This window comes from Sphingomonas sp. CCH9-E2 (assembly GCF_001557215.1).
In the GTDB taxonomy this organism is placed as follows: domain Bacteria; phylum Pseudomonadota; class Alphaproteobacteria; order Sphingomonadales; family Sphingomonadaceae; genus Sphingomonas.
Map to the genome: position 1 here is coordinate 1 of NZ_LSJM01000278.1, position 13439 is coordinate 13439.

The 13439-nt window shown below is 66.9% G+C and carries 14 protein-coding genes and 1 pseudogene; 10 read left to right on the forward strand and 5 right to left on the reverse strand.

The window, feature by feature from the left end:
• Window positions 1-594 (reverse strand): annotated as a pseudogene (locus tag AX681_RS22515) (PEP-CTERM sorting domain-containing protein); the annotation flags it as partial.
• Between the two features lie 454 nt (window positions 595-1048).
• Between AX681_RS22515 and dksA the strand changes: the two are divergent.
• Entirely contained in the window at window positions 1049-1510 is a 462-nt protein-coding gene (gene dksA / locus AX681_RS12815) for an RNA polymerase-binding protein DksA (protein WP_066656101.1), read from the forward strand.
• An 86-nt stretch (window positions 1511-1596) separates the two neighbouring features.
• Window positions 1597-1968: a PilZ domain-containing protein gene (locus AX681_RS12820; protein ID WP_066656092.1), complete on the forward strand. Its 372-nt coding sequence runs from the start codon at window positions 1597-1599 to the stop codon at window positions 1966-1968.
• Window positions 1969-2078: 110 nt separating this feature from the next.
• Here the strand turns inward: AX681_RS12820 and AX681_RS21455 are convergent, their stop codons facing one another.
• The gene (locus tag AX681_RS21455) at window positions 2079-2234 is read right to left on the reverse strand and encodes a YdcH family protein (RefSeq protein ID WP_082737788.1); all 156 of its coding nucleotides are present in this window, start codon (window positions 2232-2234) and stop codon (window positions 2079-2081) included.
• 134 nt (window positions 2235-2368) lie between these two features.
• Between AX681_RS21455 and AX681_RS12825 the strand changes: the two genes are divergently transcribed.
• The 3 genes from AX681_RS12825 to AX681_RS12835 all read left to right on the forward strand — a co-directional run bounded on the left by AX681_RS12825 (window position 2369) and on the right by AX681_RS12835 (window position 4552).
• Window positions 2369-2566: a YdcH family protein gene (locus AX681_RS12825; protein WP_082737787.1), complete on the forward strand. Its 198-nt coding sequence runs from the start codon at window positions 2369-2371 to the stop codon at window positions 2564-2566.
• Window positions 2567-2665: 99 nt separating this feature from the next.
• Window positions 2666-3109, forward strand: coding sequence for a DUF1465 family protein (locus tag AX681_RS12830; RefSeq protein ID WP_231733631.1), 444 nt, complete (start codon window positions 2666-2668; stop codon window positions 3107-3109).
• Between the two features lie 78 nt (window positions 3110-3187).
• A complete protein-coding gene (locus AX681_RS12835) occupies window positions 3188-4552 on the forward strand; it encodes a DNA recombination protein RmuC (RefSeq protein ID WP_066656082.1) in 1365 nt (454 codons plus the stop codon).
• 86 nt (window positions 4553-4638) lie between these two features.
• On the opposite strand, the gene AX681_RS12840 is transcribed toward AX681_RS12835, so the two are convergent.
• The 3 genes from AX681_RS12840 to AX681_RS12850 all read right to left on the reverse strand — a co-directional run bounded on the left by AX681_RS12840 (window position 4639) and on the right by AX681_RS12850 (window position 8196).
• Window positions 4639-4998: a hypothetical protein gene (locus tag AX681_RS12840; protein ID WP_066656080.1), complete on the reverse strand. Its 360-nt coding sequence runs from the start codon at window positions 4996-4998 to the stop codon at window positions 4639-4641.
• 91 nt (window positions 4999-5089) lie between these two features.
• Entirely contained in the window at window positions 5090-6670 is a 1581-nt protein-coding gene (locus AX681_RS12845) for an ATP-binding cassette domain-containing protein (protein ID WP_066656078.1), read from the reverse strand.
• Window positions 6667-8196 (reverse strand): ATP-binding cassette domain-containing protein, encoded by a 1530-nt coding sequence (locus AX681_RS12850; RefSeq protein ID WP_066656075.1) that lies wholly within the window; start codon window positions 8194-8196, stop codon window positions 6667-6669. Before AX681_RS12850 ends, AX681_RS12845 begins: the two co-directional genes overlap by 4 nt.
• A 120-nt stretch (window positions 8197-8316) precedes the next feature.
• Between AX681_RS12850 and AX681_RS12855 the strand changes: the two genes are divergently transcribed.
• The 5 genes from AX681_RS12855 to AX681_RS12870 all read left to right on the forward strand — a co-directional run bounded on the left by AX681_RS12855 (window position 8317) and on the right by AX681_RS12870 (window position 13439).
• Complete coding sequence (locus tag AX681_RS12855; protein WP_197421789.1) at window positions 8317-9897, forward strand: cytochrome ubiquinol oxidase subunit I; 1581 nt, start codon at window positions 8317-8319, stop codon at window positions 9895-9897.
• Between the two features lie 25 nt (window positions 9898-9922).
• A complete protein-coding gene (cydB, locus tag AX681_RS12860; RefSeq protein ID WP_066656062.1) occupies window positions 9923-11071 on the forward strand; it encodes a cytochrome d ubiquinol oxidase subunit II in 1149 nt (382 codons plus the stop codon).
• Between the two features lie 16 nt (window positions 11072-11087).
• Entirely contained in the window at window positions 11088-11204 is a 117-nt protein-coding gene (gene cydX / locus AX681_RS21460; RefSeq protein WP_082737786.1) for a cytochrome bd-I oxidase subunit CydX, read from the forward strand.
• A 6-nt stretch (window positions 11205-11210) separates the two neighbouring features.
• The gene (hemN, locus tag AX681_RS12865; protein WP_066656059.1) at window positions 11211-12557 is read left to right on the forward strand and encodes an oxygen-independent coproporphyrinogen III oxidase; all 1347 of its coding nucleotides are present in this window, start codon (window positions 11211-11213) and stop codon (window positions 12555-12557) included.
• 78 nt (window positions 12558-12635) lie between these two features.
• On the forward strand, window positions 12636-13439 hold the full coding sequence (locus tag AX681_RS12870; RefSeq protein ID WP_066656047.1) for a universal stress protein: 804 nt from the start codon (window positions 12636-12638) through the stop codon (window positions 13437-13439).

A 13439-nucleotide genomic window follows, 5' to 3' on the forward strand; every position in this document is an offset into this window, starting at 1 on the left:
CGAGCCGCCGGTCGAGGAACCGCCGGTCGACGAGGTCGAGCTGACCGAGCCGCTCGAGGTCGAGGAGCCGCCGGTCGACGAAGTCGAGCTGACGCTACCACTCGACGAGCCACCCGTCGACGTGGACGAACCGCCGGTCGAGGTCGAGCCGCCCGAGGTCGAGGTCGAACCGCCGCTGGTGCTGCTGGTCGAGGAGATGACGATGCCGCCACTGCCCGATGCGCCGCTGCCGCCACTCGATCCGCCGAAGAAGCCACCGGCGAAGAAGCCGCCGACAAAGCCGCCGCTGCTGCCGCCGGTCACCGCCGTGGCTGCACCGCCGCCGCCACCGCCGCCACCGCCGACCACCGGCATCTCGCCGCTCGATCCATAGGTGGGTGGGGGCAGGGGGATTGCGGTGCCCTGCGTCGTGACGGTCAGGACCTGTGGCTGGCACTGGGCGGTCGTGGTCACCGTGCGGCGCACGACGCGCTTGCGCAGCGGGCGCTTGACGACGCGGCGCTGGACCACGCCCTGCTTCACCGACTGACGCGGCTGCTGATAGCCGCGCTCGGCTCGGGTTTCGGCGACATGGACGGCGCCGCCGCCGATCACGGCTCCGCCGCATGCGCAGGCGCACAGTTTTGCCAAGGCCATCCGAACCGACATTCTGCTTCTCTCTTGTCCCCGGCCGCCGCGGAGTGCGCAACGCACCCGTTTGGCGGGTCATTGCCCTAGAAGTGCAGAACAAAGTATTAAGTGCAATGTCGTTAACCATGGTTTTGCGATGTTGGCGGGCATTATTTGCAATGCCGCCGCATCATCTATGGTTAATGTGCCTTAAAGGGACGGAATGGGCAGAACTGGTTAGCCTATGCTTAACCCGCCCGATCGGTTTTGCGCCATAAAACTGCGACTTGGTTCAGCGGGGTGTAATTTCCCGCATGCCAAGAACGGCTTGGCGCACGATTTGGTAGCTTGTGATACCCAATTTGCCCGGATATAGGGCGCCCCGGGGATGAAGGGATTGTGATCGGTCATGCCGGCCAGTCCTGAAGTGGAGTGTGGGATGGCGACCGTTTTCGATCACCGCGACGATCCAGCAAAACCTGTCGCCGCGAATGATTTGCCGGACGGCTATCGTCCGAGCGCGGACGAGCCCTTCATGAACCCGCGCCAGCAGCAATATTTTCGCGAAAAGCTCCTCGCTTGGAAGGACGCAATCCATCGCGAGGCGGCGGGTACGCTCAACCAGCTTCAGATCGATTCCCTGCGTGAGGCCGACCTGACCGATCGCGCGTCGAGCGAGACCGATTGGTCGATCGAACTGCGCACGCGCGACCGCCAGCGCAAGCTGATCTCCAAGATCGACGCCGCGCTGCGCCGGATCGAAGAGGGCGAATATGGCTATTGCGAGGTGACCGGCGAGCCGATCAGCCTCGCCCGGCTCGAAGCCCGCCCGATCGCGACGATGACGGTCGAGGCGCAGGAGCGCCATGAGCGCAACGAAAAAGTCTCGCGCGAAGAGTGATCCCGGCTTTTTCGGACCCGAGTTAACGGTTTCGATAACCATTGCTGCTCTAAACTCCGCGCGTAACACGTGGACATGAGCGGTAGATGGACCAGTTCTCTTCCGACCCTTTCAGCGGACGCTTCAGCGACGATCCGGCGAGCCAGCGCAATGCCGTGCGCGACAGCCTGTTCCTGGCTGCCACGCTGCGCATCGATCAGGTCGAGGTTTCGGTGCGCGTCCGCAACATTTCGGCCGGCGGGCTGATGGCGGAATATGCCGACCGCGTCGATTCGGGCATGCCGGTCGAGATCAATGTCCGCGGCGTCGGCTGGGTCCGCGGTCATATCGCATGGAGCGCGGAGGGCCGGATCGGCATCGCGTTCGATCGTCCGATCGATCCGTTGCTGGCGCGCAAGCCGGTCGGCCATGGGACCAGCACGCCGCATTTCGCAAAGCCGCATATTTTTCGGGGTTGAGCCGCACCGTCGGTCGTGATCATTCGACCGAGTGCCAGTGCCTGGATTGCGCCGACATCGCGGCGCCGAGGGGCCGCCCCGTTCGCACGGGGCAACCCGGGGGGAGCGCGTCAGCTCAGCGCGATTTCTTCCTTGAGCTTGAGCTTGCGACGCTTCAGGTCGGCGAGGATCATCTGATCGGGTGCTGGCCGCTGCGACTCGGCGATGATGCGCCGGTCGAGTGATGCATGCTTGGCCGCAAGTGCCGAGAGATGCGCGTTCTGCATGGAAGCAATCCTCCTGCTCTGGTTGGGGGAAGCAGAGTAAATCACGATTCGCACGCCATGTCGCCCCTTGCATAACTACCCGTCGACAGGGCAACGGCGACATGCGACGGGTTGAGTCCGGGGATGGGCGAGTGATGGATGAGAGCGAGATTTTGCGGCGGTTGGAGCTGCTGCGCGTCGATCATCGCGATCTCGACGCCGCCATCGAAGCGCTCGGTGCGACGCCGATGCCCGATCAGCTCCAGATTGCCCGGCTGAAGAAGCGCAAGCTGTTGTTGCGCGACGAAATTGCAATGCTGGAAGACCAGTTGATCCCCGACATCATCGCGTGATCCCGCGCCGCTTTGGGACAGCCGACCCCAGTAAAATCCTGTTTCGTTAACGAGGCGTTTCTGTCAGCGTTCATGCCCATGACCGGGGAAGTGGAAACCATGCGCGTTCAGCGCGCGCTGATCGACGCGCTCTATACGGAGTCGATGCTGCTCGCCGATGAGGCGCGCGCCTATTTCGACGTGGTTGGGCGCGAGCAGCGCGAGATGCTCGGGGCGATGGACCGCGTGATCTTTTCGTGCGAGTCGCTCAAGGTCACGACGCGGCTGATGCACAGCATCGCGTGGCTGCTGACCCAGCGCGCGGTTGCGGCCGGGGAGATCGCCCCCGGCGAGGCGCGCCATCCCTCCCGGCGCCTGGGCGAGGCTCCGGTGACCGACCCCGCTGCGCTTGATGCGATGCCAGTGGGGGCGCAGGATCTGATTGCGGCGAGCATCGACTTGCACCGCAGGATTGCGCGGCTCGACGCAATGCAGGACGAGGATGTCGCGGTGCCCGTCAGCCCGGCACGGACGATGCTCGACCGGCTTGCCCACGCCTTCTGACCCGCCAACGCGATTAACCCTGTAACCCGGCGTCCGTTCGGGCTATGTTCCGGTGCGAATTGCCCGGAGGGAACAGGCGTGTCGATTGAAGTCGTGGTGGCGTTGCTGGTGACGCTGGTGGTCGGGGCGTTGCTCGGCTGGTTTGCGGGAAGCCGGGCGAGCGCCGCGTTACGCGCCGACCGCGACCGGCGTGAGGCGGACTTCAAGGCCGCGATCGCCGATCTTGCGGCCGCGGAAGAGCGGGCCAAGGAAATCCCCGACCTGCGCGAACAGCTCGACGCGATCCGTGACCAGCGCGATGCGGCGCGGATCGAGCTCGCCGAGCTGCGGGTCAAGGCCGAGGGGCTGGAGGAACGACTAACGGGCCAGTTCCGCGAAGTCGCGGGGACGATGCTCGCGGAAACCCAGGCCGCGTTCCTCAAGCGTGCCGAGGATCGCTTCAAGGAATCCGAGAGCGTCGCCGGCCAGAATCTGAAGGCGCTGCTCCAGCCGGTGACCGAGCGGCTGCAGCGCTATGAGGAAGGCGTCGCCAAGGTCGAGGCCGAGCGGCGCGATGCGTTCGGTGAGCTCAAGGGACAGATCGAGCAGATGCGGATCGGGCAGGAGCGGGTGAGCCAGGAGGCGGCCAAGCTGGTCAACTCGCTGCGCAACGCTCCCAAGTCGCGCGGCCGCTGGGGCGAGCAGCAGCTGCGCAACGTGCTCGAAACCTGCGGCCTGTCCGAACACACTGACTTCATGACCGAGGTGAGTGTCGCGCAGGAGGAAGGCGGGCGACTGCGCCCCGACGCCATCGTGCGCGTCCCCGGCGGCAAGGCGCTGGTGATCGACGCCAAGGTGTCGCTTAATGCCTATCAGGATGCATTCGGCGCGGTGGACGAGCAGGAGCGCCAGATCGGCCTCGGCCAGCACGCCGCGGCGATGAAGGCGCATGTCAACGCGCTGGGCAACAAGGCCTATTGGACGCAGTTCGACGACGCGCCCGATTACGTCATCATGTTCGTGCCGGGCGAGCACTTCCTGTCGGCGGCGCTGGAGCATGATCCGACCTTGTGGGACTTCGCGTTCGAAAAGCGCGTATTGCTGGCGACACCGACCAATCTGATTGCGATCGCACGGACGGTGGCGGCGGTGTGGCGGCAGGAGATGTTGGCCAAGGAAGCGCGGCAGATCGGCGCGCTGGGCAAGGAGCTCTATGACCGGCTGGCCAAGGCGCTGGGCGACCTGCGCACCGTCGGCAGCGGGCTCAACACGGCGGTCAAGAATTTCAACGCCTTTGCCAGCTCGCTCGAGAGCCGCGCCTTGGTGTCGGCGCGCAAGCTCAAGGAACTCAACATCGAAACCGGCGCGCGCGAGATCGAGAGCGTGCCCCCGGTCGAACTGCTCGCGAGCCATGCGACGAGCGTTGAACCAGAGGGCGGGGACGAGGTAGAGGCGGCGGAGTAATGAGGCGGTGAAGGCCGACACGACCGCTTTCGGCATGGCGATCGGCCGACATGAATGAGTTGGGAAGCGCTTTCGAAAGCATTGATCTAACCCCTGATCTTCAACGCTCCGAACGATGCGGCCGCCACGACAAGCGGCGAAGAGAACAGTATGAAGGCAAGTCCTATGTTCGGGTCGCCTGTGCTCGAATGCGCGGCGATATTGACCCCAACCCACAGGACGAAGGTGACGACCAAGCCTGCGACCCACGCGCGTGCCGCAGTGACGCGCGCGAGACACAGAGCCAAAAATGGGGCAGTGACCAAGACTGCGTTGATTGCCAAAATGCCCCATTCTTCCGTTAGATCGGGACCACGTCCAGCCAACCTCAGATTGAGCACCGAACCGCCTACGATGAACGGACCGACGGCGAAGGCAACCACCAGCCTAAACAGCTTCCCCTTCATGCAATGGAGCCAATCATCAGCACAGCGTACGCAGAATGTGTGGGTCTGCAATGGGGTCGTTTGCAGACCGTTAGCATTATGAAGTCACCGCTTAGCTAAGCGGCAACGCCAGCGCCTGAGCGCACAAGGCACGCGGGGCAGGGCGGTGGGACACCAGGATCAGGCCGGTGCCGGTCGCCGCCAGCAACGCATCGAGGCGCGCGACGAGTTCAGCTTCGGTCGTCGGGTCAAGACCTTCGCTGGGTTCGTCCGCCACCAACCACGGCCGCTGCGCCAGCAGCGCGCGGGCGAGCGATAGGCGCTTCTGCTCACCGCCCGACAGGGTTCCGCCCGCTTCGCCGATTGGGGTGTTCACCCCCTGCGGCATCGCGCGCACGCGATCCGCAAGGCACACCGTTTCGAGTGCGCCCCACATCGCGGCATCGTCGACCCCCGAGCGGGCGAGGCGGAGATTGTCGCCGATGGTCCCGGCGATCAGTTGCGGCGATTGCGGGGCGAGTGCGAACTGGGACGTCAGATCCGCCGCCGCAACCTCCGACACCGGGACTCCGCCAACCGCGAGCGGGAGGGGGGCGGAACGCAGCCCGGCGAGCGTCTCGATCAGTGTGGTCTTGCCGCACCCCGACGGCCCCGTGATGACCAGCCGCGCGCCGGGTGCGACCTCGACCGCTCCGATGCGAAGCGAGAGGGCGTCCGCACCGGACCGTGGGGCCGGCTCCGACGCAATGTCGGCGAGGGTGGCGACACGCTCCAGCCCTTCGGCCACCACCGCCTCACGCAGCGCGCTGCGCACCCGCACCGCCAGCGCCTCGCTCCCCGAAAATGCCGCGAGCGTCGCCAGCGCGGCGAGCGCCGGTCCCTGCTCCGCGAGCAGCAGCACGACGACCGCAAGCACCGTGCTCCACAGCGCGACGCCGCCGTTCAGCGCCGCTTCGCCCCGCGCCAGCGCGCGCCGCGCCCGGTCGAGCGCTGCCAGATCCTCCGCCAGCGCTGCTTCGGTGCGGTCCGCCAGGCCATAAGCAATGATCTCCGGCCGCGCGGCGGCCAGTTCGACATAGCGTTCGCGCACCCGGCCGCGTGCCTGTGCAGCTGTGCGGGCCGGCCCCACGCTCAACCGCCGTGCCAGCGCTGCCCCGACCATCAGACCCACGGTTGCGAGCAGCACGAACGCCGCTGCCGCGCGCCATCCCGACAGCGCGATGCACCCGGTCGCGATCACGCCGCCGACCAGCGCACCGGGCAGGGCGGAGCGGCGCACCACCAGATCCTCGATCGCCTCAATATCGTCGATCAGCCGCGCGCTGGCTTCTCCGCTGGCAAGGTTGGGCACCCGACGCGGATCCGCGGCGGCGAGCGTGCCGAACAGGCGCGCGCGCAGCCCCGCCATCGCGGTCAGCGCCGCGCCATGGCTGGTCAGCCGCTCACCATAGCGCGCGCCGGTCCGGGCAATCGCGAGCGCGCGGATCGCCGCGCTGGGCAGCAAATAGTTGAACGCGGTGACTGCCGCCATGCCGCCGGCCCCGGCAATCGCCGCACCGGTCAGGAACCAGCCCGAAATGCCGAGCAGCGCCACCGAAGCTGCGGCGGCGACGCCGGCCAGCAGGAGTGCCCAGCCAAGTCCCACGCGGCGCCCAACCCCCAGTTGCGCCGCAACCCGATCCAGCTCGCTCATAGCCGCACCTCCGCCTGCGCGCGGGCGGCGAGCGCCATGTCGTGCGTCGCGACGATGATCGCGTGCATGGTCGCCAGTTCGGCCAGCAACGCGCCGATCTGTTCCGCGCTCGCCGCGTCCAAATCCGCGGTCGGCTCGTCGCACAGCAGCAGCGGACGTCCCGACAGCAGCGCCCGCGCGAGGCCGAGCCGCCGCAACTCCCCGCCCGACAAATCCGCCGCGCGATGATCGAGCGGAAGGTCGAGCCCGCCGCGCGCGGCGAGCAAGGGGTCTAGGCCGACGCGGCTGCACACCGCGCGGATCGCGTCATCCCCGGCATCGGGCCGGGCGAGCGCGAGATTGTCGCGCAGCGTCCCCGGCACCACCAATGGCCGCTGGGCCGCCCAAGCGATGTCCTCGGGCCTGAGCGCGGTGACAGCGCCATCCGACGGGGCGACCTGCCCTGCGCACACCGCAAGGACGCTGGTCTTGCCGCTCCCGGTGGGGCCGGTCAGCGCGACCATGCCGGTGCGGGGAAGGCGAAACGAAACCGGCCCGATCCGCGCACCCGGCCATACGATAACCACGTCCTGGGCTTCAAGGCCGTCGAATTGCTCGGCCAGGCGGGGCGGGGGCAGGGGCTGATCGAGCGGATCGACCACCGCGCGCGCCGCCTCGCCAAGCTGCTTTTCGTGATAGGCGGCGGCGAGCCTGCGCATCGGTAGATAGAATTCGGGTGCCATCGCGAGCGCGAACAGGGCCTCGCGGAACGTCAGCGTCTCTGGGACGGCGAAGGGGAGGATGCCGAGCAGGCTGAACCCGCAATAGACCGCGACCAGCGCGACCGAGAGCGCCGCGAAGAACTCCAGCACCGCGCTGGAGAGAAACGCGATCCGCAGCACCGCAAGCGTGCGCGTCGCCACGCCGCTGGTGGCCGCACCGATCTGGCGCGTGATCCGCTCGCCTGCGCCGAAATGGCGGATCATCGCCAGGCTGCGCAGTCGCTCGACGAACAGGTCGGAGAGTTGCTCCAGCGCGCGCAGCTGCGCATCGGCGGCGCGACGCGCCATCGTCCCGGCCAGGATCATGCCCAGCACGAACGGGATCAGCGTGCCGATCAGGATCGCGGCGGCGATCGGACTGGCCACGGCGACACAGGCGGCGACCGGCAACGGCCCCAGCGCAGCGGCGGTGCGGACGGGCAGAAAGCGCGCGGCATGCGCCTCGATCCGGTCGAGATGGTCGATCGCGATGGCTGCGCTCTCTCCGACCGGGATTGCACGGGGCAGCGCTTCGCCGAGCAGGCGGCGATGCAGCCGGACGCGCAACGGCGCCACGCTTTGCTGTGCGTCCCGGATCGCGAGCGACTGTGCGGCAAAACCGCAAAGCCCGCGGGCCATCCCACCGGCCAGCATCGCCAGAGCCCCGACCAGCGGCGATGCAGCAGCGATTAGCGCCGCCACGGCAGTCGCCAATCCCCAGGCGAAGATCGCCGCGCCACCGATGTCGAAGAGCCAGAACGCTCCGGCGCGACTGTTCTTCCGCATGGGTGGACCTTCTGTCCAATCGGGGGCCGGGTCGAGTCCGTACTATTCCCGATGTCGGCACGCCAGCGGCCTTCTTACTGCGGCGCGGTACAAGTCCCGGAAATGGGGGAAACAATGACGATAGACATGGCAGTTGTCGAATTGTCGCGGCTCCAGTTCGCGCTTACGGCAATGTATCACTTCCTGTTCGTGCCGCTCACGCTCGGCCTCGCCTTCATGCTGGTGATCATGGAGACGGTCTATGTGATCACCGACCGGCCGATCTGGCGCGACATCACGCGGTTCTGGGGAAAAGTGTTCGGGATCAACTTCGTGCTCGGTGTTGCCACCGGGATCACGATGGAGTTCGAGTTCGGCACCAACTGGGCCTATTATTCGCACTATGTTGGCGACGTGTTTGGCGCGCCGCTCGCGATCGAAGGGCTGATGGCCTTTTTCCTCGAGGCGACGTTCGTCGGCCTGATGGTGTTCGGCTGGGACAAATTGTCCAAGCGCCAGCATCTGCTGACCACCTTCCTCGTCGCGCTGGGCACGAACCTGTCGGCGGTGTGGATCCTGGTCGCCAATGGCTGGATGCAGAACCCGACCGGCTCGGCCTTCAATCCCGAAACGATGCGGATGGAAGTCGTCGACTTCATGGCGGTGGTGTTCAACCCCGTCGCGCAGGCGAAGTTCGTCCATACCGTCAGCGCGGGCTATGTCCTCGCATCGGTGTTCGTGCTCGGCGTGTCGTCCTGGTATCTCCTCAAGGGACGCCATCTGGAGTTCGCCAAGCGCAGCTTCGCGGTCGCCGCCGCCTTCGGCCTTGCCGCCTCGCTGTCTGTCGTCGTGCTGGGTGATGAGAGCGGCTATGCGTTGACCGACAACCAGAAGATGAAGCTCGCCGCGATCGAGGGTGCCTGGCACACCGAGCCTGCTCCGGCTGGCCTGTCGATCTTCGGCATCCCGTCGAACGAGGGGCGCGAGACCAAGTTCGAGGTCAAGATTCCCTATGTCCTCGGCCTCATCTCCACGCGCAGCCTGACCGGCGAGGTCGCCGGCATCACGCCGCTGGTCGAACAGGCCCGCGTCCGCATCATCCGCGGCATCGACGCCTATGATGCGGTCGAGAAGCTCAAGGCCGACCGCACTAACCTCGCCGCGCGCGAACGGTTCGAGCGGAACAAGGCCGATCTTGGCTATGCCATGCTGCTCAAGCGCTATGTCGCCGATCCGCGTCAGGCCGATGCCGCGACGATCGACAAGGCGGCCTGGTCGACCGTTCCGAACGTGCCGGTGCTGTTTTGGCTGTTCCGCGGCATGGCGGGGCTTGGCTTCTTCTTCATCGCCTTTTTCGGGGTGGCGCTCTACTACGCCAACAGCCGCAAATTCGACCGCAAATGGTTCCTGCGCACGGCATTGTGGGTGATCCCGCTGCCATGGGTCGCGATCCAGGCCGGCTGGCTGATCGCGGAGATCGGGCGCCAGCCCTGGGCGGTCGAAGGTGTGCTGCCGACCTTCCTTGCTGCGTCCAGCCTGACGGCCGGACAGGTGTGGGCGACGATCGTCGGCTTCACCCTGATCTATGGCGTGCTCGCGGTGATCGAGGTGCGGCTGATGCTCGCCGCGATCAAGCATGGCCCCGAAAATGGCACGCCCGAAGCCGAGCCGATTGCTCCCGCCGGCGCGCCCAACCCCTTCCAGACCGTCGCGGCCGAATGAGCCGCGCGGGACAAGGAGACCAATCATGACCCTACCGCTCGATTACGAGACGCTCCGCGTCATCTGGTGGCTGCTGATGGGCGTGCTGCTGATCGGATTTGCCCTGACCGACGGGTTCGACCTTGGCGTCGCCTCGCTGCTGCCCTGGGTCGCCAAGACCGATGAGGAACGCCGCATGGTGATCAACACCGTCGGCGCGACCTGGGAGGGGAACCAGGTGTGGTTCATCCTCGGCGGCGGCGCGATCTTTGCCGCATGGCCGTTCGTCTATGCGGTCAGCTTCTCGGGCTTTTACCTTGCGATGTTCCTGGTCCTCTCCGCGCTGATCTTGCGGCCGGTCGGGTTCAAATATCGCTCGAAGCGGCCCGACGCCAAATGGCGCGCGCGCTGGGATTGGGCGCTGTTCGTCGGCGGATTCGTCCCGGCGCTCGTGTTCGGGGTCGCGGTCGGCAACGTCCTGCTCGGGCTGCCCTTCCGCCTCGATAGCGACCTGCGCTCTTTCTACGACGGGACGCTGCTCGGGCTGTTCACCCCGTTCAGCCTGCTCGCCGGGCTGCTCTCAGTGGCGATGCTGGTGCTGCATGGCGCGGGCTGGCTGTCGCTGAAGGCGGAGCAGGGGCCGGTACTCGACCGGGCGCGGACCATTGGGCAGGTCGCGGCGATTGCAGCGGTGGTCCTGTTCGTCGCTGGCGGCGCCTACGTCGCCTGGGGCGGCCTCGGCTTCCGGATCGAGGGTTTGGTCGACACCGCGGGCCCGTCCAACCCCCGGCTTGCCGGAGCGGTCGCGGCACCCGGCGCCTGGCTCGACAATTATGCAGCCTATCCGTGGATGATCGCCGCACCGCTGATCGGGCTGGTCGGGCCGCTGGTTGCGCTGGCCGGGATCCGTGCGCGACGCGACGTGCTGGTGTTCGCTGGCTCTTCGCTCGCCAATATCGGGATCATCGGGACGGTCGGCCTGTCGATGTTCCCGTTCATCCTGCCCAGTGCGATCGATCCCGCGTCGAGCCTGACGGTGTGGAACGCATCGTCGAGCCACACCACGCTGTTCATCATGCTGGGCGTGACGCTCGTCTTCCTGCCGATCGTGCTCTTCTACACCGCATGGGTCTATCGCGTGCTGTTCGGTCGGGTGACGATCGAGCAGGTCCGCACCAATCCCGATTTCTACTGACCGAAAGGAAGCCGCCATGTGGTATTTCGCCTGGATCCTCGGCGTCACGCTGGCCGTCGCCGTCGCCGTACTCAACGGCATCTGGCATGAGTTCCATTCGCCGCCATCCGAAGACCGGACGGTTGAGGGCTGACGGTCGGTGACCCACCGTTACCTCCCCGCGCTCGCCGCCCGTGCGGTGCCCCGCTACACCAGCTACCCCACCGCCGCCGAGTTCGGGTCAGCGGTGGGGGCGGGGGATCAGGCCGCCGCGCTCGACGCCATCGCGCCGGGCGCGCCGGTCTCGCTCTATCTCCACATCCCCTATTGCGAGCAAATCTGCTGGTATTGCGGGTGCAACACGGGGGCGGTGGGTCGGCCGCAGCGGCTCGACGTGTTTCGCGCGGCGATCGAGGCGGAGATCGCGAGCGTCGCGACGCGGATGCGCGGACGGGTGACAGCTGTGCATTTCGGCGGCGGCAGCCCGAATGCGCTGAGCCCGGAGGCGTTCGCCGACATTTGCTGCGCGCTGCGCCAGCGGTTCGATATCGCGCCCGACGCGCATTGGGCGGCGGAGATCGACCCGCGCTTCTTTGGCCGGGCGCATGCCTATGCGTTTGCCCGCGCCGGGATAGGACGGATCAGCGTCGGCGCACAGACCTTCGCGCCACTGGTGCAGGCAGCGATCGGTCGCATCCAGCCCTTCGCCAAGGTCGCCTCGGCGATAGCAGAAGCGCGCAGCGCCGGCATCGAGCGGATCAATCTCGACCTCATGTACGGCCTTCCCGGGCAGACGCTCGACGACATCGCCGCGACGGTCGCGGCGGCGCGGCGGCTTGCACCCGACCGGGTCGCAATGTTCGGCTATGCGCATCTGCCCGCGATGCTCCCGCGCCAGCGGCAGATCGATGCATCGAAGTTGCCGGGGGCAGAGGCGCGCTTCTGGCAGCGGGCGCTCGCCTATGACCTGTGGGTCGAGGCCGGGTTCGACGCGATCGGCTTCGATCATTTCGCGCGGCCTGACGACAGCTTGGCCGTCGCCGCACGGGCCGGGTCGCTGCGCCGCAATTTTCAGGGGTTTACCGACGACCGTGCATCGACGCTGATCGGGCTAGGCGCGTCGGCGATCAGCCAGTTCGACGGGGTGATCGTCCAGAATGAGAAGCATGTCGGCCGCTATCGCATGGCGGTGCTGGGCGGCGATCTTGCCGGCGTTCGTGGCGTTCGACGGAACGCGCAGGATGTCGCAGCAGGCGAGGTGATCGAACGGCTGTTGTGCGATGGCCATGTCGACGTCGCCGCGATTGCCGCGACCCACGGAATGACGGCGGAGCAGCTCTGCCACGATCCCGCGTTGCTCGACGAACTGGCCGGGCAGGGGGTGATCGCGCGCGATGGCTGGGTGCTCGCCGCGACGCCGCTGGGGGCGCCCTATGCCCGGATCGCAGCTGCCGCATTCGACCGGTATCGGCCAGTCAGTCACGGTCAATTCAGCGCCGCGGTGTGAAGCGGACTACGTATCACTCCTCATATTGGGCAAGTCGCGCGCAGCCTAGCCTCTCCCCAATCATGAGGGAGATGGGCCGTGAAGAATGTTGCCGTGCTGATCCACGCCGATGCCGGGCAGGAGTCGCGGCTTCAGGCTGCGCTGGACCTGGTCCGTGCGCTCCACGGCCATCTGATCGCGATCGACGTCACCGCGATGCCGCCGATTGCCGAAGATCCCGTGATCGGTCCGGCCACGCTTGCGGCGCACATTGCCGAAGAGCTGGACGTGCAGGACGCCAATCGCGAGCGGGTCAAGGCCCGCCTGACGATGGAGGATACGCCCTGGACGCTGGCCGAGTGTATGGGCGATGTCGCATCCTGCCTGGCCTCGCACACCGCGCTCACGGATCTGGTCGTGATCAACACCGTGTTCGACGGCTTTCCGGGCGGTGAGATGGATGGTGTCGTGGCAGCGATGCTGCGGCTCAATCGCCCCGTCCTGGCAGTGCCCTGCGCCACGCGGGGCGTCACGATGAACGGGACCGCGCTGGTCGCATGGGACGGGTCCGACGAGTCCGACGCTGCCCTCCGGGCCGCCGTCCCGCTGCTCGGCCTTGCGCGGGAGGTGCGGATCCTCAGCGTCGACCGCGGGTCGCTCAAACACCCGCCGGAGCTGGCGGCGAGCTATCTCTCGCGCCACGGCATCCGCCCGGACATCATGGTCGTCCCGGCCGAGCCCGGTCGCATCGGCCAGCAAATCCTCGCACAGGCGCTCAAGATCGAGCCATCGATGATCGTGATGGGTGGCTACGGCCAGGCGCGCCTGATCGAAACACTGTTCGGCGGCGTCACGCGCGATCTGCTGCATCACAGCCCTTATCCCGTGTTCCTCGCGCAATGA